The sequence below is a fragment of the Mycobacterium rhizamassiliense genome (assembly GCF_900157375.1).
GTDB lineage: Bacteria > Actinomycetota > Actinomycetes > Mycobacteriales > Mycobacteriaceae > Mycobacterium > Mycobacterium rhizamassiliense.
Map to the genome: position 1 here is coordinate 3,706,166 of NZ_LT721901.1, position 19,096 is coordinate 3,725,261.

Genomic DNA, 19,096 nt, shown 5'->3' on the forward strand with positions numbered 1-19,096 from the left:
TGTAAGGTCAAGGGGTGGCTGAGAAGTTGCTGATCGGCGACGTCACGGCCTTGACCGGCATCGCTGCGGGCCGGATCCGCCATTACGAGAAAATCGGGTTGCTGCGCGCGGAGTATCTGAGCAACGGCTACCGAGTCTTCGATGTCGAGCAGGTCCTCGACTTGTTACGCATCGATCTGATGCGAAGCCTCGGCGTCGGAATCAACGACATCCAACGACTCGTCGACGGCGGGCAGACCACCTTGGCCGACCTGCTGGACGAGCACCGCACGCTGCTGGTGCATCAGCGGGACCGGCTGGACCAGCTGATCGCAGCCATCGATGCGGCCACCGATTGCGGCGACGGGGGTGTCAACGAACACATCTTGCGCACCCTGGCGACCACGCACCGCGACAGCATCGGCGTCATCGGGCGGCTCAGCGCTCCGCTATCGGCGCCCATCGCCGCGATGTACGCCGACCTCTTCGAAGAGTGGAAACTGCCGGTCCCCGCGCTATTCGGGCAGATGGTGCTGCCGCCGGCGGCCACCACGTTGCTAAAGCAGCTCGCCGAGACGCCGGGGCGCGGGGTGCTGTTCGACCGGTTGCGCACCCTCGCGGGCGATGTGATTGCACTAGGCGAGAATCTTTCGGCTGCAACAGAACTCGCGCACACCTGGATTGAGCAACAGCTGGCCGATCCGCTGCCCGACGACGTGATCCGTGTGCTGCGGGGTGTGCGGCCGCTGCTCGAACATGACCCCGTGATCGTGCAGGGGTTCCGGGCCTGGGCGCGATCGATCAACCCGGCCGCTGAGCTCTGCATCGATGAGATCGCCACCCGAACGGCCCAGCGGGGCCTGGAAACCGTGAGCGTCATCGTGCTGCCAGCGGCTAAACCGGCGCTGCACGAGATGTGATGCAGATGTGACCACTGTGTCTAATGTGTCCAGTGTTATTTCTGCCGTACCCTATCGCTGTGTCGTTTACCCGCCGTGACGTGCTGAAATTCGCCGCCGCGACCCCTGCCCTCGTCGGTGTCGGCGTCGCGGCCTCGTCGCTGCACGCCGCGCCCGCGTCGGCCTCCCTCGGCACCCTGCTGGATTACGCGGCAGGGGTCATCCCCGCCAGCCAGATCCGGGCCGCCGGCGCGGTGGGGTCGATCCGGTACGTGTCGGATCGCCGGCCGGGCGGCAACTGGATGCTGGGCAAGCCGATTCTGGTCTCCGAGGCGCGGGACCTGAACAGCAACGGCCTGCAAATCGTCTCCTGCTACCAGTACGGCAAGGGCAGCACCTCCGACTGGCTGGGCGGCGCCGGCGCCGGTCAGCAGCACGCACAACGCGGCATGCAGCTGCACGCCGCGGCCGGCGGCCCCGCCAGCGCCCCGATTTATGCCTCGATCGACGACGACCCGTCCTACGAGCAGTACAAGAACCAAGTGGCGCCGTACCTGCGCGCCTGGGAATCGGTGGTCGGACACCAGCGGACGGGTGTTTACGCCAACTCCAAGACCATCGACTGGGCGCTGCACGACGGGCTGGGCTCCTACTTCTGGCAGCACAACTGGGGATCGCCCAAGGGATACGCCCATCCGGCCGCGAATCTGCACCAGGTGGAGATCGATAAGCGCAGCGTCGGCGGGGTGGGAGTGGATATCAACGAAATCCTCAAGCCCCAATACGGGCAGTGGGCCTGAGTTCTAGACAAGCCCCGTACACCATCGCGGGGCCCGTCCCGTACCGCATCGCGCCCACACCGCCTCCGTCGGCCGCATTCCAGCAAACACTCGTTCGCCGTTCGTCCGGCGCCGCCAACGCCCTCGCGCGTTCGAGCGCGAAGTAGACGGCCGGTCTCGCGCGGCGCGAAGTGGAAAATTTTCACATAACGATTTGATAACAATGCGGCCTTGAACAGCGAAGTTATAGCTACTCGACCGTAACCACCTGCACGCAGGACGTTTGTTCGAGACGCCCACGGGCGGGGTTAATCGCGGTGTTACCCACGACACGGTTACCCGCGCGTAGAACTCACCAGTAACCGATCAGCACGCGAAAAGCGCGCGAATCCTTATGACACTCTTAGTACAGCCGATGGAGTCGGCCACGCCGCCCGGCTCACCTGAGTGGCCCACCGACAACTCACCGGTCACCTGCTTTTTGGCTGCGATTCAGAGCGGAATCGACGAGGTACTGCCCGCCGGTCCTGCACCGGCTGAAGAACCGATACGTAAAGACGCATACAGGGAGATACAGAACGTGACGATCCACGAGCATGGCCGGGTGTCCGCAGACCGCGACGGAAGTGGTCCGCAGAGCACCCACGCTCTGGTCGACCGTCTGGCGGCCGGCGAACCGTACGCAGTCGCATTCGGGGGACAGGGCAGCGCCTGGCTGGAAACGCTGGAAGAGCTGGTGTCCTCGGCGGGCATCGAGACCGACCTGGCCACGCTGGTCGGCGAGGTCGAACTGCTGCTGGAGCCGGTGGCCAAGGAACTCGTCGTGGTGCGTCCGATCGGCTTCGAGCCGCTGCGGTGGGTGCGCGCGCTGGCGGCCGAGGACCCGGTTCCGTCGGACAAGCACCTGACCTCCGCCGCGGTGTCGGTGCCGGGCGTGCTGCTCACCCAGATCGCGGCGATCAGGGCGCTGAGCCGCCAGGGCCTGGACCTCGTCGAGACGCCGCCGGTGGCGGTGGCCGGGCACTCCCAGGGCGTGCTGGCTGTCGAGGCGCTCAAGGCCGGTGGGGCTCGCGACGTGGAGCTGCTGGCGATGGCGCAGCTAATCGGCGCGGCCGGAACGCTGGTGGCCCGTCGCCGCGGCATCTCCATCCTGGGCGACCGCTCGCCGATGGTGTCGGTCACCAACGCCGACCCCGAGCGCATCCGCCACCTGCTCGAGGAGTTCGCGCAGGACGTGCGGACCGTTTTGCCACCGGTGCTGTCCATCCGTAATGGCCGGCGCTCGGTCGTGATCACCGGCACCCCCGAGCAGCTGTCCCGCTTCGAGCTGTACTGCCAGCAGATCTCCGAGAAAGAAGAAGCCGACCGCAAGAACAAGCTGCGGGGCGGCGACGTCTTCGCGCCGGTCTTCGACGCGGTTCAGGTCGAGGTGGGCTTCCACACGCCGCGGCTGGCCGACGGCATCGACATCGTCGGCAATTGGGCCGAGAAGGTCGGCCTGGACGTCGAGCTGGCCCGCCACCTGACCGACGCCATCCTGGTCAGCGGCGTCGACTGGGTCGAGGAGATCACCCGGGTGCACGACGCAGGCGCCCGCTGGATCCTGGACCTGGGTCCCGGCGACATCCTGACCCGGCTGACCGCGCCGGTGATCCGCGGCCTCGGCGTCGGCATCGTGCCTGCCGCGACCCGCGGCGGTCAGCGCAACCTGTTCACCGTCGGCGCCACCCCCGAGGTGGCCCGCGCCTGGTCCAGCTACGCCCCGACCGCGGTTCGCCTGCCCGACGGCCGGGTCAAACTCTCCACCAAGTTCACCCGGCTGACCGGGCGCTCGCCGATCCTGCTCGCCGGCATGACCCCGACCACCGTCGACGCCAAGATCGTCGCCGCCGCGGCCAACGCCGGGCACTGGGCCGAGCTCGCCGGTGGTGGGCAGGTCACCGAGGAGATCTTCGCCGACCGCACCGACCAGCTGTCCGGGCTGCTCGAGCCGGGCCGCACCTACCAGTTCAACACGCTGTTCCTGGACCCGTACCTGTGGAAGCTGCAGGTCGGCGGCAAGCGGCTGGTACAGAAGGCCCGCCAGTCCGGCGCGGCCGTCGACGGCCTCGTGATCAGCGCCGGCATCCCGGACCTCGAGGAAGCCGTGGACCTGATCCACGAGCTCAACGACGTCGGCATCAGCCACGTCGTGTTCAAGCCGGGCACCATCGAGCAGATCCGCTCGGTCATCCGCATCGCCACCGAGGTGGCCACCAAGCCGGTGATCGTGCACATCGAGGGCGGGCGGGCCGGCGGCCACCACTCCTGGGAAGACCTGGACGACCTGCTGCTGGCGACCTACTCGGAGCTGCGGTCGCGCGCGAACATCACCGTCTGCGTCGGCGGCGGCATCGGCACCCCCGAGCGGGCGGCCGAATACCTGTCCGGTCGGTGGTCGCAGTCCTACGGCTTCCCGTCGATGCCGATCGACGGCATCCTCGTCGGCACCGCGGCGATGGCCACGCTGGAGGCCACCACCTCGCCGTCGGTCAAGCGGATGCTGGTCGAGACCAACGGCACCGACCAGTGGATCGGCGCCGGAAAAGCCCAGGGCGGCATGGCTTCCAGCCGCAGCCAGCTCGGCGCGGACATCCACGAGATCGACAACTCCGCCTCGCGGTGCGGCCGGCTGCTCGACGAGGTCGCCGGTGATGCCGACGCGGTCGCCGAGCGCCGCGACGAGATCATCGCGGCGATGGCCAACACCGCCAAGCCGTACTTCGGTGACGTCAAGGAGATGACCTACCTGCAGTGGCTGCGGCGCTACGTCGAACTGGCCATCGGGGAGGGCGACTCGACCGCCGACACCGCGTCGCCCGGCAGCCCCTGGCTGGCCGACACCTGGCGCGACCGGTTCCAGCAGATGCTGCAGCGCGCCGAGGCGCGCCTGCACGCCCAGGACCACGGTCCGATCGACACCCTGTACAACGACGAGGCGCTGCTGGAGAACCCGGAGGCCGCGATCGCCGCGCTGCTCGCGGGCTACCCCGACGCCGACACCGCCGTGCTGCACCCCGCCGACGTGCCGTTCTTCGTCACGCTGTGCAAGACGCTGGGCAAGCCGGTCAACTTCGTCCCCGTCATCGACAAGGACGTGCGGCGCTGGTGGCGCAGCGACTCGCTGTGGCAGGCACACGATGCCCGCTACGACGCCGACCAGGTCTGCATCATCCCCGGCACCGCAGCGGTCGCGGGCATCACCCGACTCGACGAGCCGGTCGGCGAGCTGCTCGACCGCTTCGAGCAGGCCGCCGTCGACGAGGTGCTGGAGTCCGGGGCCGAGCCGAAGGCCGTCCGGTCGCGCCGGCTGGGCCGTCCGGATGTGACCGGGCCGCTGGCAGTCGTGCTCGACGCGCCCGACGTGCTGTGGGCCGGGCGCACCACCACCAACCCGGTGCACCGCATCGCGGAGCCGGCCGAGTGGCTGGTGCACGACGGACCCGAAAGCCAGCGGGCCACCCACTCGTCCACCGGGGCACGGTTGCAGGTCAACCCGGATGGTGAGCACGTCGTCCTCAGCGTGCCGATCTCCGGCGTCTGGATCGACATCCCATTCACGTTGCGCGCCAACACCATTGACGGTGGCATTCCCATGGTCTCCACCGACGACGCCGCCACCGCCATGCGCGCGGTCCTGGCGATCGCCGCGGGCGTCGACGGGCCGGAGTTCCTGCCGCCGGTCACCGACGGCACCGCCACCGCGACGGTGGACTGGGACCCCGAGCGCGTCGCCGACCACACCGGTGTGACCGCGACCTTTGGCGAGCCGTTGGCGCCCAGCCTCACCACGGTGCCCGACGCGCTCGTCGGGCATTGCTGGCCGGCGGTTTTCGCCACCATCGGCTCGGCGATCACCGAGGCCGGTGTGCCGGTGGTCGAAGGCCTGCTGAGCCTGGTGCATCTGGACCACGCCGCGGACATGGTCGGCCGGTTGCCGGCGACGCCGGCCCAATTGACGGTCGCCGCAACGGCTTCGGCGGCCATCGACACCGACATGGGCCGGGTCGTTCCCGTTTCGGTGACGGTGACCGGTCCCGACGGCGCCACGATCGCCACCCTCGCGGAGCGCTTCGCGATCCTCGGCCGCACCGGTGCCGCCGAGCTCACCGACCCGGTCCGGGCCGGTGGCGCGGTGTCGGAGAACGCGACCGACACCCCGCGCCGTCGCCGCCGCGACGTCAGCATCACCTCGCCGGTCGACATGCGCCCGTTCGCGGTGGTGTCCGGCGACCACAACCCGATCCACACCGACCGGGCCGCCGCGCTGCTGGCCGGCCTGGAATCGCCGATCGTGCACGGCATGTGGCTGTCGGCCGCCGCGCAGCACGCGGTGACCGCCGCCGACGGCCAGGCCCGCCCGCCGGCCCGCATGGTCGGCTGGACCGCGCGATTCCTGGGCATGGTGCGTCCCGGCGATCAGGTCGACTTCCGCGTCGACCGCGTCGGAATCGACCAGGGCGCAGAGATTTTGGAGGTCACCGCCAAGATCGGAACAGACCTCGTCATGTCGGCCACCGCGCGGCTGGCCGCGCCCAGGACGGTCTACGCCTTCCCGGGTCAGGGCATTCAGCACAAGGGCATGGGCATGGAGGTGCGGGCCCGGTCCAAGGCCGCCCGCAAGGTGTGGGACACCGCCGACAAGTTCACCCGCGACACGCTGGGCTTCTCGGTGCTGCACGTGGTGCGCGACAACCCGACCAGCATCATCGCCAGCGGCGTGCACTACAACCACCCCGAAGGTGTCCTGTACCTGACACAGTTCACCCAGGTCGCCATGGCGACCGTGGCCGCTGCGCAGGTCGCCGAGATGCGTGAGCAGGGCGCCTTCGTCGAGGACGCCATCGCCTGCGGCCACTCGGTCGGTGAGTACACCGCCCTGGCCTGCGTGACGGGCATCTACAAGCTGGAAGCCTTGCTGGAGATGGTGTTCCACCGCGGCTCCAAGATGCACGACATCGTGCCGCGCGACGAGCTGGGCCGCTCCAACTACCGGTTGGCGGCGATCCGGCCGTCGCAGATCGACCTGCCGGACGACGAGGTCACCGACTTCGTCGCCGAAATCGCGGCGAATACTGGTGAGTTTTTAGAGATCGTGAACTTCAACCTGCGTGGTTCGCAGTACGCGATCGCCGGCACGGTGCGGGGCTTGGAGGCGCTCGAGGCCGAGGTGGAGCGCCGCCGCGAAATCAGCGGTGGGAAGCGCTCTTTCATTCTGGTGCCCGGCATCGACGTGCCGTTCCACTCCCGCGTGCTGCGGGTCGGAGTGGCCGACTTCCGCCGCTCGCTGGAGCGGGTCATGCCGCGCGACAAGGACCCCGACATCATCATCGGGCGTTATATTCCCAACCTGGTGCCGCGGCCGTTCACCCTGGACCGCGACTTCATCCAGGAGATCCGCGACCTGGTGCCCGCCGAACCGCTCGACGAGATCCTCGCCGACTACGACTCGTGGCTGCGCGACCGGCCGCGCGACATGGCCCGCACGGTGTTGATCGAGCTGCTGGCATGGCAGTTCGCCAGCCCGGTGCGCTGGATCGAGACCCAGGACCTGCTGTTCATCGAAGAGGCCGCGAGCGGTCTCGGTGTGGAGCGGTTCGTCGAGATCGGTGTGAAGACCGCGCCGACCGTCGCCGGACTGGCTGCCAATACGCTCAAGCTGCCCGAATACGCCCACAGCACAGTGGAAGTGCTCAACGCCGAGCGTGACGCCGCGGTGTTGTTCGCCAACGACACCGACCCCGAGCCCGAGCCCGACGACGCGTCGGAGCCCGCCGCCGAGTCGGCCGCGGCGGAAGGTGCCGCCAGCGTGCAGGCCGCACCGGCCCCCACGCCCACGGCCCCCTCGGGTGCGGCCCCCGACGACATCGGATTCGACGCCGCCGACGCCACCCTGGCGCTGATCGCGTTGTCGGCCAAGATGCGGATCGACCAGATCGAGCAACTCGACTCCATCGAGTCCATCACCGACGGGGCGTCATCGCGGCGAAACCAGCTGCTGGTCGACCTGGGTTCTGAGCTGAACCTGGGAGCCATCGACGGTGCCGCCGAGGCCGACCTGGCGGGACTGCGGGCGCAGGTCACCAAGCTGGCACGCACCTACAAGCCTTACGGCCCAGTGCTTTCCGACGCCATCAACGATCAGCTCAAGACGGTTCTCGGGCCGTCGGGCAAGCGGCCTGCCGCCATCACCGAGCGGGTCACCAAGACCTGGGAGCTCGGCGCGGGGTGGGCCAAACACGTGACCGTCGAAGTCGCGCTGGGAACCCGCGAAGGCACCAGTGTTCGTGGCGGTGCGATGGGCCATCTGCACGAGGGCGCCCTGACCGATGCGGGGTCGGTCGACAAGGTCGTCGACGCCGCGGTCGCCGCCGTCGCTGCACGGCAAGGCATCTCGGTGGCGTTGCCGTCGGCGGGCGGTGGCGGTGGAGCGACCGTCGACGCCGCCGCGCTCTCCGAATTCACCGATCAGATCACCGGGCGCGACGGTGTGCTCGCGTCGGCGGCCCGCCTGGTGCTGGGTCAGTTGGGTCTCGACGAGCCGGCCGGGGCGCTGCCTGCGGCCACCGATGCCGAGCTCATCGACCTGGTCACCGGCGAATTGGGTGCCGACTGGCCACGTTTGGTGGCGCCGGTGTTCGACTCGAAGAAGGCCGTCGTGTTCGACGACCGCTGGGCCAGCGCCCGCGAGGACCTGGTCAAGCTGTGGCTGTCCGATGAAGGTGACATCGACTCCGACTGGCTGCGGCTGTCGGAAAGGTTCGAGGGTGCCGGCCATGTGGTCGCCACTCAAGCCACCTGGTGGCAGGGCAAGTCGCTGGCCGCGGGTCGTCAGATCCACGCGTCGCTGTACGGCCGCATCGCCGCGGGAGCCGAGAACCCGGATCCCGGCCCGCACAGCAGCGAAATCGCCGTCGTGACAGGAGCTTCGAAGGGTTCGATCGCCGCGTCAGTGGCAGCACGACTGCTCGACGGCGGTGCCACCGTCATCGCGACCACCTCAAAGCTGGACGAGGAGCGACTGGCCTTCTACCGCGCGCTGTACCGCGACCACGCCCGCTATGGCGCGACGCTGTGGGTGTTGGCGGCCAACATGGCGTCCTACTCCGACATCGACGCACTGGTCGAATGGGTTGGCAACGAGCAAATCGAAAGCCTTGGGCCACAGTCGATTCACGTCAAGGACGCGCAGACCCCAACGCTGCTGTTCCCGTTCGCGGCACCGCGGGTGGTCGGCGACCTCTCCGAGGCGGGCTCACGCTCCGAGATGGAGATGAAGGTGTTGTTGTGGGCCGTGCAGCGGCTGATCGCTGGTCTATCGACCATCGGCGCCGAGCGCGACATCGCATCGCGGTTGCACGTGGTGCTGCCCGGCTCGCCCAACCGCGGAATGTTCGGCGGTGATGGCGCTTACGGTGAGGCCAAGTCGGCGTTGGACGCGCTGGTGAGTCGTTGGCACGCCGAGTCTTCGTGGGCGGCCCGGGTCAGCCTGGCGCACGCGCTGATCGGCTGGACCCGCGGCACCGGGCTGATGGGGCACAACGACGCCATCGTCACCGCCGTCGAAGAGGCCGGTGTCACGACCTACTCCACCGACCAGATGGCTGCGATGCTGCTGAGCCTGTGCGATGTGGAATCCAAGGTCGCCGCGGCCGGCAAGCCGATCGAGGCGGACCTGACCGGCGGGCTCGGCGAGGCCAACCTCGACATGGCCGAGCTGGCCGCAAAGGCGCGCGAGCAGGCGACGTCGGCATCGGACGACGAGGCCGAGGACACCGCGGCCGAGGGCACCATCGCCGCGCTGCCGTCGCCGCCGCGCGGTTACACCCCGGCACCGCCGCCGGAATGGGACGACCTCGACGTCGACCCGGCCGACCTGGTGGTGATCGTCGGCGGCGCCGAACTCGGCCCGTACGGTTCGTCGCGCACCCGGTTCGAGATGGAGGTCGACAACGAATTGTCGGCGGCTGGCGTACTGGAGCTGGCCTGGACCACCGGGTTGATCCGCTGGGAAGACGACCCCCAACCGGGTTGGTACGACACGGCTTCCGGTGATCTGGTCGACGAGGCCGAGCTGGTCGAGCGCTACCACGACGCCGTGGTGGAACGAACCGGCATCCGTGAGTTTGTCGACGACGGCGCGATCGATCCCGATCACGCGTCGCCGCTGCTGGTCTCGGTGTTCCTGGACAAGGACTTCAGTTTCGTCGTGTCGTCGGAGGCCGATGCCCGCGCGTTCGCCGAGTTCGATCCCGAGCACACGGCCATCCGGCCCGTGCCCGACTCCGCGGACTGGCAGGTGGTCCGCAAGGCGGGCACCGAGATCCGGGTGCCACGCAAGACCAAGCTGTCGCGGACGGTTGGGGCACAGATCCCGACCGGGTTCGACCCGACGGTGTGGGGGATCAGCCCGGACATGGCGAGTTCCATTGACCGCGTGGCGGTGTGGAACATCATCGCGACCGTCGACGCCTTCCTGTCCGCCGGCTTCAGCCCGACCGAGCTGATGCGGTGGGTGCACCCGAGCCTGGTCGCCAGCACCCAGGGCACCGGTATGGGCGGCATGACGTCGATGCAGACCATGTACCACGGCAACCTGCTGGGCCGGAACAAGCCGAACGACATCCTGCAGGAAGTGCTGCCGAATGTTGTTGCCGCGCATGTGGTTCAGTCCTATGTCGGTAGTTACGGCTCGATGATCCACCCGGTCGCGGCGTGCGCGACCGCGGCGGTTTCGGTCGAAGAGGGCGTCGACAAGATTCGGTTGGGCAAGGCAGAACTGGTGGTGACCGGCGGTCTGGACGATTTGACGCTCGAGGCCATCATCGGTTTCGGTGACATGGCGGCCACCGCCGACACCGAGATGATGCGCGGCCGGGGTGTCCACGACTCGAAGTTCTCCCGGCCCAACGACCGGCGCCGGCTGGGCTTCGTCGAGGCGCAGGGTGGTGGCACCATCCTGCTGGCCCGGGGCGATCTGGCCCTCAAGATGGGCCTGCCGGTGCTTGCGGTGGTGGCGTACGCGCAGTCCTTCGGCGACGGAGTGCACACCTCGATCCCGGCCCCCGGGCTGGGCGCGCTGGGTGCGGGCCGGGGTGGCAAGGACTCGGTGCTGGCGCGCGAACTGGCCAAGCTCGGTGTGGGCGCCGACGACATCGCGGTGATCTCCAAGCACGACACCTCGACGTTGGCCAACGACCCCAACGAGACCGAGCTGCACGAGCGGCTTGCCGACTCGCTGGGGCGCTCCGAGGGTGCTCCGCTGTTCATCGTGTCGCAGAAGAGCCTCACCGGGCACGCCAAGGGCGGCGCGGCGGTCTTCCAGATGATGGGGCTGTGCCAGATGCTGCGCGACGGGGTCATCCCGCCGAACCGCAGCCTGGATTGCGTCGACGACGAACTGGCCGGCTCGGCGCACTTCGTCTGGGTGCGCGACACCCTGCGGCTGGGCGGCAAGTTCCCGCTCAAGGCCGGGATGTTGACCAGCCTCGGGTTCGGTCACGTGTCCGGCCTGGTCGCGCTGGTCCACCCGCAGGCGTTCATCGCCTCGCTGGACCCGGAGCAGCGCGAGGACTACCGCGAGCGTGCCGATGCTCGTCTGCTGGCCGGCCAACGCCGGCTGGTGTCGGCGATCGCCGGCGGCGAGCCGATGTACCAGCGGCCGCCGGACCGTCGCTTCGACCACGACTCACCGGAGAAGCGTCAGGAGGCCATGATGCTGTTGAACGAGGCCGCCCGGCTGGGTGAAGACGAGGCCTACACCGGATGACTTCGGTCATCCGTTAGCCTGGCTAGCCATGGGCATCGTCGGAGTGGGGATCGACCTCGTCTCCATTCCTGATTTCGCTGAGCAGGTCGACCAGCCGGGAACGGCGTTTTCCGAGACGTTCACCCCTGGTGAGCGCCGCGACGCGTCGGACAAGAGTTCGTCGGCCGCACGCCACCTGGCGGCCCGCTGGGCGGCGAAGGAGGCCGTGATCAAGGCGTGGTCCGGATCGCGCTTCTCGCAGCGGCCGGTGTTGCGGGAGGACATCCACCGCGACATCGAAGTCGTCACCGACATGTGGGGACGGCCGCGGGTGCGGTTGACCGGCGACATCGCTAAGCATCTGGCCGACGTGACGATCCACGTCTCGCTGTGTCACGAGGGGGACACCGCCGCCGCGGTGGCCATCCTCGAGACGACCGAGGGCTGAATCCCTCGACTAGCCTCGAGCCCATGAGCGATCTGGTTGAGCGCGTCCGCGACGTGTTGCCGTCGGTCCGGAAAGACCTCGAGGACCTGGTGCGGATCGAGTCGGTGTGGGCCGACCCCGGCCGGCGCGACGAGGTGCACCGCAGTGCGCAGGCGCTGTCAGACCTGTTGTCGCAGGCCGGTTTTGGCGATGTCCGCATTGTCAGCGAGGGCGGGGCACCCGCGGTCATCGCCCATCATCCGGCGCCGGACGGCGCGCCCACCGTGCTGCTGTACGCGCACCACGACGTGCAACCCGAAGGCGACCGCGGCCAATGGCTCTCGGCGCCTTTCGAGCCGACCGAGCGCGACGGCCGGCTCTACGGCCGCGGCACCGCCGACGACAAGGCCGGAATCGCAACGCATTTGGCGGCGTTCCGGGCGCACGGCGGCCAACCGCCGGTCGGGGTCACCGTCTTCGTGGAGGGCGAGGAGGAGTCCGGCTCACCGTCCCTGGGGCGCCTGCTCGCCGCGCACCGCGACGCGCTGGCCGCCGACGTGATCGTCATCGCCGACTCCGACAACTGGAGCACCGAGACGCCGTCGCTGACGGTCACACTGCGCGGCCTGGTCGATTGTGTGGTCGAGGTCGCCACGCTGGATCACGGGCTGCACTCCGGCATCTGGGGCGGTGTGGTTCCCGACGCGCTGAGCGTGCTGGTGCGGCTGCTGGCCAGCCTGCACGACGACGAGGGCAACGTGGCCGTGGCAGGGCTGCACGAGAGCACGGCGGCCGACGTCGACTACCCGCCCGAGCGGGTCCGGGCGGACTCCGGTCTGCTCGACGGGGTGTCGGAGATCGGCTCGGGTTCGGCGCCGCAGCGGCTGTGGGCCAAGTCCGCCATCACGGTGATCGGCATCGACACCACGCCCGTCGACAAGGCGTCGAACACGCTGATCCCGCGGGCCCGGGCCAAGATCAGCATGCGCGTGGCCCCCGGCGGCGACGCCGCGGAACACCTGGACGCGCTGACCGCTCACCTCGAGCAGCACACGCCGTGGGGCGCGCAGCTGGCGGTCACCCGCGGCGACGTCGGCGAGCCCTACGCCATCGACGCCAGCGGCCCGGTCTACGACGCCGCGCGGGCCGCGTTTCGCCAGGGCTGGGGCGTGGACGCCATCGACATGGGCATGGGCGGCTCGATCCCGTTCATCGCCGAGTTCGCTGCGGCGTTCCCGCAGGCCAAGATCCTGGTGACCGGCGTCGAGGACCCCGCGACGCAGGCCCACAGCATCAACGAGAGTCTGGACCTGGGCGTGCTGGAACGCGCGGCCATCGCCGAGGCGCTGCTGCTGGCCAACCTGGCCTAGCGCTTCGGTGTCAGCACCACAATCGGGATCGGGCGCGACGTCTGCTCCTGGTACCTGGCGTACTGGCCCCTGTTGACCTTGTTGACGATCTTGAAGAGCCGATCGTAGGCGGGATCGCCCGGCAGCACCGGCCGCGCGGTGGCGCCGAAACGCCTTGGGCCTACGTTGATTTCCACGTCCGGGCGAGCCTTCAAGTTGTGGTACCAGCCCGGCGATCGCGGCGCACCGCCGTTGGACGCGGTCACCAGGTAGTCGTCACCGTCACGGCCATAGGCCAGCGATGCCGCGCGCGGCTCACCGGTCTTCGCGCCCACCGTGTGCAGCAGCAAACTGGGAATCAGCATCATCCGGTGCCCGATCCAACCGTGGGTTCCCTTGTACACCCGGTCGTGGAACCGGATGAATCCGGCGAGCGCTTTTTCTGCGAAGGAACTCATGCGGTCAGTATTGCCGAGTCGACTGGGCGACGGGCCCTCAGAATGCTTTCCGAGACCGACCGTCTCATTGCATACTGCTTCTATACGCAGCGACGCGTGCGCAAGGAGGCGCCAACGTGACGACGGAAGACGTCAGCAAGGCCAACCGTTACCACTTTGATCGCCACACCCCGGAGTACCGCGAGCGGTTCACCGAGATCACCGAGGACATGCACGCCAAATGCCCGCTGGCCTGGACCGACACCTACGACGGGCATTGGGTGGCCGCCGGCAGCAGCGAAGTCTTCGAGCTCGCCCGCTGTCCGCAGGTGTCCAACGACCACGACGTCACCGGCGAAGGCACCGGCTACAAGGGCATCACCATTCCCACGCTGCCGCAGGGCACCGGCGTCCGCGGCGGCATGCTCGAGATGGACGAACCCGAGCACGGCGCCTACCGCGGCATCCTCAACCCCTACCTGTCGCCGGCGGCCGTCAGGCGCTGGGCGCCGTTCGTCGACGAGATCGTGCGGGCGAGCATCGATGAGAAAATCGAGGCCGGGCGGATCGACTTCGTCGACGACCTGGCGAACGTCGTGCCCGCCGTCCTGACCCTGGCGATGATGGGCGTTCCGCTGAAGAAGTGGCAGCTCTATTGCGAGCCGGCCCACGCCAACGTCTACACCCCCGCTGATTCGCCGGATGCCCCAAGGGTTTTGGAGCAGACGATGGCGATGGGAGCCGACCTGTTCAACCATCTCCTCGAGATCCGCGAGAACCCGCGTCCCGGCTTGGTGGACGCGCTGGCACGGCTCGAGATCGACGGCGAGCCCGCCCCCGACGCCGAACTGCTCGGAATGCTCGGCCTGATCATCGGCGGGGGTTTCGACACGACGACGGCGCTGACCGCGCACGCGCTCGAATGGCTGGGCGAGAATCCCGAGCAGCGCGAACTGCTGCGGCGGGAATCCGAAACTCTGCTCGACTCGGCGACCGAAGAATTCCTGCGCTACTTCACCCCCGCGCCGGGGGATGGCCGCACCATCGCCGCCGATCTCGAAATCGCGGGCGCGCAATTCAAGGAGGGCGACCGCCTGTGGTTGTCCTGGGCGATGGCCAACCGCGATCCGGCGGTGTTCACCGACCCGAATCGATTGGACCTCGGGCGTAAGAACAATCGTCACTTCAGCTTCGGGCTCGGCGTCCACCGCTGCATCGGCTCCAACGTCGCGCGGGTGGTGTTCAAGTCGATGCTCATGGCGGTGCTGGACCGGATGCCGGACTACCGCTGCGAACCCGAGGGCACCGTGCACTACCCGACGATCGGCGTGATCCAGGGCATGCAGCACCTGCCGGCCACATTCACCCCCGGCAGGCGGCTCGGTCCGGGGATCGACGAGACGCTGGAGAAGCTGCAGCGGGTGTGCGACGAGCAGGGGGTCGCGCGGCCGATCACCGAGTACAAAGAGGCCGCCGTCATCGGCGACTGAGGCGTCTGACTAGACCGACAGGTCGCGCCGGAGCTTGGCGACGTGGCCGGTGGCCTTCACGTTGTACTGCGCGACACTCCTAACAACATGGCCACGTCGCTACGCGCCGTCGTCGACGCCCTCGTGCTGCACTGCCCGCCGCGTGGGGCCACGACGCAGACAAAGGTTGACGACGCCGAGTCCCGGCGGGTGCAGGGGTCCAACAAGCAACCCCTGGCTATGCCCGAGCTTGTCGAGCTGCGCCAGTACCGGGCGCAGTTCGTGGCGCTGATCAAGCAACTAGACCTATTCCCGCCGCCTGAGGGCGACGAGGATGAGGGCGCAGGCATCCAACCGGATAGGCCGATGTTCCGCAGCGAGGCGGGTAGAGCCGCCGCAGCGCCCCGATGGGGCCACCGAAACAGAGGGGCCACCAAGTGAGCAATCCCAAAATATTGCAGCGGGATCGCCGCAGGGGCAAGCACATACAGAAGCCGCCGACGCTGACGGTGGCCGAATACTACCGGCGACTTCTGATGAGCCCAGGCTCTACGACGGCCCCGACTGTCGGTGACTACCGAAGGGAAGCAGGCGTCGATTGACACCGCTTTGGAACGGCCCGCTGCCGCAAGCTACGCCTCACGGTGCAGCCGCAATTGCCTGCTCGGTGTCAACATCCCCGCCCGGAGAGGAGATGACCAGGCCAGCGCGGCTGACGTCGTAGCGTGTGCCATCGGTGTTACTCGCGGTAAAACCGTTTGCGGTCGCAAAGGCACTTGGCAGTTCGAGTTTCGCGTTGTCCTTCAGGCGCAGTCCCTTGTAGCTATAGGTTCCCGAGCCGTCGTCGCAGATCACCACCGCTGATTGAGCGGTACGGAGCATGAAGGCAGCACGGTAGGTGCAACGCGGACCACCGAGGAAGCCAGCGGCGTCTGTGCCGGGCATCGTGGCGGTGGCTCCGGGGTTCCAGGGCGGTTGCACGGCAGTAGCGCTACTTGGGGCCGACGCGAGAGACCATGTCTGACAGTTCTCGGTGAGGAACGCCCGATCGGTGGAGAGGATGTCGACGGCTTGAGGACCGGTGCTGTTGTTGTTGTCGATGATGTCGCTGGTATCAAGGCTACGCAGCCGCGCCCAGTAGCAGCGAGTGCCGCCAGGCGTCCGGTACATCCCCGGAAAGATGTCCACTCCGACTACGTACGTCCCGTCCCTGTCGATCACCGACTTCGGTCCAGTCTGTGTTGAGGTGGCCGGCGGTGAGTATGTCCTCGTAGCCGAGGCGGCAGGCGGCGTCACCGTCACGGTTTTGGTCGAAGGGCCGGTCCCATTGGGCGCCGTAATGCCACATGCGGCGATAGTGCATGCACCGATAGCCAAGAGCGCCAAACGTTTTACGGGTTCGATTCGCACGCCCGCCGCGCCAATTGTCTGGGAGGCGTTTGCGTTCGCTGTTGACCGAGGCACGTTTCTGCTTCGCCTAGTCAGGGCTGGTCGTGGTTGAACATGTGCGTGATCTCGTTCCTCTTCTGAGACAGCTGATTCTCGATGTAGAGGGCATTCGCGACAGAAAGCGCTAGGACCACGGCGGCAATGACGCGGACGCCTTTCGCAGCGCGCATGAAGTATGCAAGAGCTGTGCCAGCTGCTACGACCGCAACCCCGGTCCACACCGGCCCTGAACCGGTCAGGAGGCTGACCGATTGCATCGACATCACGAGCCCGACGCCGACAAGCACACAGACGCCAATTGCAACGGCACGGTTCCTGTTGCTGGAGTTGTCGGGCGCGGCAGGTCCGCTCCATGCAGTGCCATCCCAGTAGATCTGTTTCATAGGGTCCGACGGATCGGGATACCACCCCGGCGCAGGTGACGGTGCGGTCATTGCATCTCCCCCTTCTCCGAAACCCTCAGCAACATACAGGTTGAAGTCGGAAGAGTTGGCGAAAACGGGCCATCCAATTGCTGACTGGTTTCGGCGCGTGTTTTCTGGCCGATGAAGTGGCGAGGCTGCGCCGGGTAGTACGAGCTGCGGACGACGACACTCGGGTCCTCGGTTACAAAAAGCAGACTACCTCGATGCCCGAGGTTGACGACCTCCGTAAGACACAGGGCCTTCTGCTCTCGATGCTGAAATCGCTTGGTATGCCAGATGAGTCGATGACCGCGAGCGACTGCGGTAGACGCGGGGCTAACGCTCGATGGAATAGGAGATAGGGGAATGAGACGACCGAAGATCGCAAACGAGACAAGCGCACGGACCCAACAGGGCCTTCTATAGAGGACTTCTACATGGCGATGCTGACGGGCAGCTCCCCGCCGATCGCTGTCCCGACGTACCAGGACTACCTGGATTGGAAGGCTGGGCTGAAAGGCGGCACCGCCCATAAGAACGGTGCCGCCTTTCCGCACGAACTAGGCCGTACGCGAGACGGGCGGGATCACCCGCACCGACGCCCGCACCTCACCAGCATGTCCGCCGAGATCGACTGCGATGTACCAGTTGTCCAGGCTGGGAATGGTCAACAGCGCCGGGGAGCGGTCGTAGTACCCGCCGTAGCAGTGGTAGTCACGGCCTGCCTCGTACCTGCGGTAGTCCGTGTGGCACATCAATTTCACGTTGGCCGCAAGGCCCAGCGTGACTTCGACAGTGGCTCCTGCGGGCTGCTGGCCGAGGTCGAACTTCAAGTGTTCCATGGGTTTATCTCCTGGCCGCCGAGCTTCTGGAAATTGAGTCCTAATTCCGGGACCCCATTGAAGGCCCAGAAGTCGGCCAGGGTGTAACGTGCCCCTCAGCATTCCCACAATGTGAGGCGGTAGCCCTCGGCCGGTGGACTCACCCCCGGTCTGGGGGCTATTCGCTGTCTCAACGACGGACCAAACACTACCCCTGTGGTCCCACAAATCGGCGCAACACAAGATGTTGTGAATAACATTCTTGAAATTCCCTAGTCCTAGAGCCGTGTTGGTCCCACACCTCGGGCGTGTCGCGAGCTATGGTCAGCTTGCGTCCCCACCCCCGCTGCCGCTCGGTGAACTCGCTGCTGCCCGAAGCGACCTGGGGCAGCGCATTGGTGATCCGCAGTTGACGGTCGATAGGGCTACGTAACGGACTTGATGATCTTCTGGGTATTGGTTGTCGAATGTGCCGACTAGACCGACAGGTCGCGCCGGAGCTTGGCGACGTGGCCGGTGGCCTTGACGTTGTACTGCGCGACGGCGATCTTGCCCTTCTCGTCGACCACGAACGTCGAGCGGATCACCCCGGTGACCGTCTTGCCGTACAGCTGCTTCTCGCCGTAGGCGCCGTAGGCGGTCAGCACCTTGCGCTCGGGATCGGACAGCAGCGGGAACGTCAGACCCTCCGCGTCGCGGAACTTGGCCAGCTTCTCCGGCTTGTCGGGGGAGATGCCGACCACGTCCAGGCCAGCCCCGTTGAGCTCGGCCAGGCTGTCGCGGAAGTCGCAGGCCTGCTTGGTGCACCCCGGCGTGGAGGCGGCCGGGTAGAAGTACACAACGACCCGGCGGCCCTTGTAGTCGGCCAGCGATACCTTCTTGCCCTCAGCGTCGGGCAGGCTGAAGGTGGGCGCTTTATCGCCGGGTGCGAGCCGCGTGGTCTCGGTCAACGTGATCCCTTTCTGTTCGTCTGCGCGTCGGCACTAGGGTAGTTCCTCAGGTGCACCAGGCGGACTACGGAGGACTTGGAGGGCAGCACAGTGGCGGACCGGGACCCCGAAGCCATCAAGCAGGAGATCGATCGCGCCCGCGACCAGCTCGCGGCGACCGTCGACTCGCTTGCCGAGCGCGCTAATCCTCGCCATCTCGCCGACGACCTCAAGATCCGCGTCATCGGCTTCGTCACGAAGCCCCCGGTGGCCATCACGCTGGCGGGCATCGGATCGGTCGTCGTGTTCGTGGTGATCCGCCGGATCAAGAATCGCTGACCTCGCTGCGGCCGAATCCGGCTGGCGC

General features: G+C 67.5%; 13 protein-coding genes and 1 pseudogene. 8 read left to right on the forward strand and 6 right to left on the reverse strand.

The features are described from left to right. The first annotated feature begins 14 nt into the window (after positions 1–14). The 5 genes from MRAB57_RS18045 to MRAB57_RS18070 all read left to right on the forward strand — a co-directional run bounded on the left by MRAB57_RS18045 (position 15) and on the right by MRAB57_RS18070 (position 13,241). Positions 15–899: a MerR family transcriptional regulator gene (locus MRAB57_RS18045; protein WP_077088563.1), complete on the forward strand. Its 885-nt coding sequence runs from the start codon at positions 15–17 to the stop codon at positions 897–899. A gap of 59 nt (positions 900–958) precedes the next feature. Next, positions 959–1,678, forward strand: a complete 720-nt coding sequence (locus MRAB57_RS18050; RefSeq protein WP_108637960.1) for a DUF1906 domain-containing protein — start codon at positions 959–961, stop codon at positions 1,676–1,678. A 559-nt stretch (positions 1,679–2,237) separates the two neighbouring features. After that, entirely contained in the window at positions 2,238–11,465 is a 9,228-nt protein-coding gene (locus tag MRAB57_RS18060) for a type I polyketide synthase (protein ID WP_077088565.1), read from the forward strand. 28 nt (positions 11,466–11,493) lie between these two features. Beyond that, a complete protein-coding gene (gene acpS, locus MRAB57_RS18065) occupies positions 11,494–11,892 on the forward strand; it encodes a holo-ACP synthase AcpS (protein WP_077088566.1) in 399 nt (132 codons plus the stop codon). Positions 11,893–11,915: 23 nt separating this feature from the next. Continuing rightward, positions 11,916–13,241, forward strand: a complete 1,326-nt coding sequence (locus MRAB57_RS18070) for a dipeptidase (RefSeq protein ID WP_077088567.1) — start codon at positions 11,916–11,918, stop codon at positions 13,239–13,241. On the opposite strand, the gene MRAB57_RS18075 is transcribed toward MRAB57_RS18070, so the two are convergent. Continuing rightward, positions 13,238–13,678 (reverse strand): nitroreductase family deazaflavin-dependent oxidoreductase, encoded by a 441-nt coding sequence (locus MRAB57_RS18075; protein WP_077088568.1) that lies wholly within the window; start codon positions 13,676–13,678, stop codon positions 13,238–13,240. The two genes, MRAB57_RS18070 and MRAB57_RS18075, sit on opposite strands and share 4 nt — an antisense overlap. A gap of 116 nt (positions 13,679–13,794) precedes the next feature. Here MRAB57_RS18075 and MRAB57_RS18080 point away from each other — a divergent pair, with 116 nt between their 5' ends. Next, entirely contained in the window at positions 13,795–15,147 is a 1,353-nt protein-coding gene (locus tag MRAB57_RS18080) for a cytochrome P450 (protein WP_077088569.1), read from the forward strand. Positions 15,148–15,156: 9 nt separating this feature from the next. Here the strand turns inward: MRAB57_RS18080 and MRAB57_RS29220 are convergent. Continuing rightward, positions 15,157–15,222, reverse strand: a pseudogene (locus MRAB57_RS29220) (peroxiredoxin); the annotation flags it as partial. A gap of 12 nt (positions 15,223–15,234) precedes the next feature. On the opposite strand from MRAB57_RS29220, the gene MRAB57_RS18085 reads away from it, so the two are divergent. Further along, positions 15,235–15,567: a hypothetical protein gene (locus MRAB57_RS18085; RefSeq protein WP_157900622.1), complete on the forward strand. Its 333-nt coding sequence runs from the start codon at positions 15,235–15,237 to the stop codon at positions 15,565–15,567. 198 nt (positions 15,568–15,765) lie between these two features. Here MRAB57_RS18085 and MRAB57_RS29225 read toward each other — a convergent pair whose 3' ends face one another. The 4 genes from MRAB57_RS29225 to bcp all read right to left on the reverse strand — a co-directional run bounded on the left by MRAB57_RS29225 (position 15,766) and on the right by bcp (position 18,750). After that, a complete protein-coding gene (locus MRAB57_RS29225) occupies positions 15,766–16,590 on the reverse strand; it encodes an Rv1352/Rv1906c domain-containing protein (protein ID WP_483869922.1) in 825 nt (274 codons plus the stop codon). A gap of 17 nt (positions 16,591–16,607) precedes the next feature. After that, positions 16,608–17,009 carry a DUF2510 domain-containing protein gene (locus MRAB57_RS18095; protein ID WP_077088572.1) on the reverse strand — a complete coding sequence of 134 codons (402 nt, stop codon included), beginning with the start codon at positions 17,007–17,009 and terminating at the stop codon, positions 16,608–16,610. 530 nt (positions 17,010–17,539) lie between these two features. Further along, the gene (locus MRAB57_RS18100) at positions 17,540–17,821 is read right to left on the reverse strand and encodes a DUF1883 domain-containing protein (protein ID WP_077088573.1); all 282 of its coding nucleotides are present in this window, start codon (positions 17,819–17,821) and stop codon (positions 17,540–17,542) included. A gap of 455 nt (positions 17,822–18,276) precedes the next feature. After that, on the reverse strand, positions 18,277–18,750 hold the full coding sequence (gene bcp, locus MRAB57_RS18105; RefSeq protein ID WP_077088574.1) for a thioredoxin-dependent thiol peroxidase: 474 nt from the start codon (positions 18,748–18,750) through the stop codon (positions 18,277–18,279). Positions 18,751–18,840: 90 nt separating this feature from the next. On the opposite strand from bcp, the gene MRAB57_RS18110 reads away from it, so the two are divergent. Next, entirely contained in the window at positions 18,841–19,068 is a 228-nt protein-coding gene (locus tag MRAB57_RS18110) for a DUF3618 domain-containing protein (RefSeq protein WP_077088575.1), read from the forward strand. The last annotated feature ends 28 nt before the right edge of the window (positions 19,069–19,096 follow it).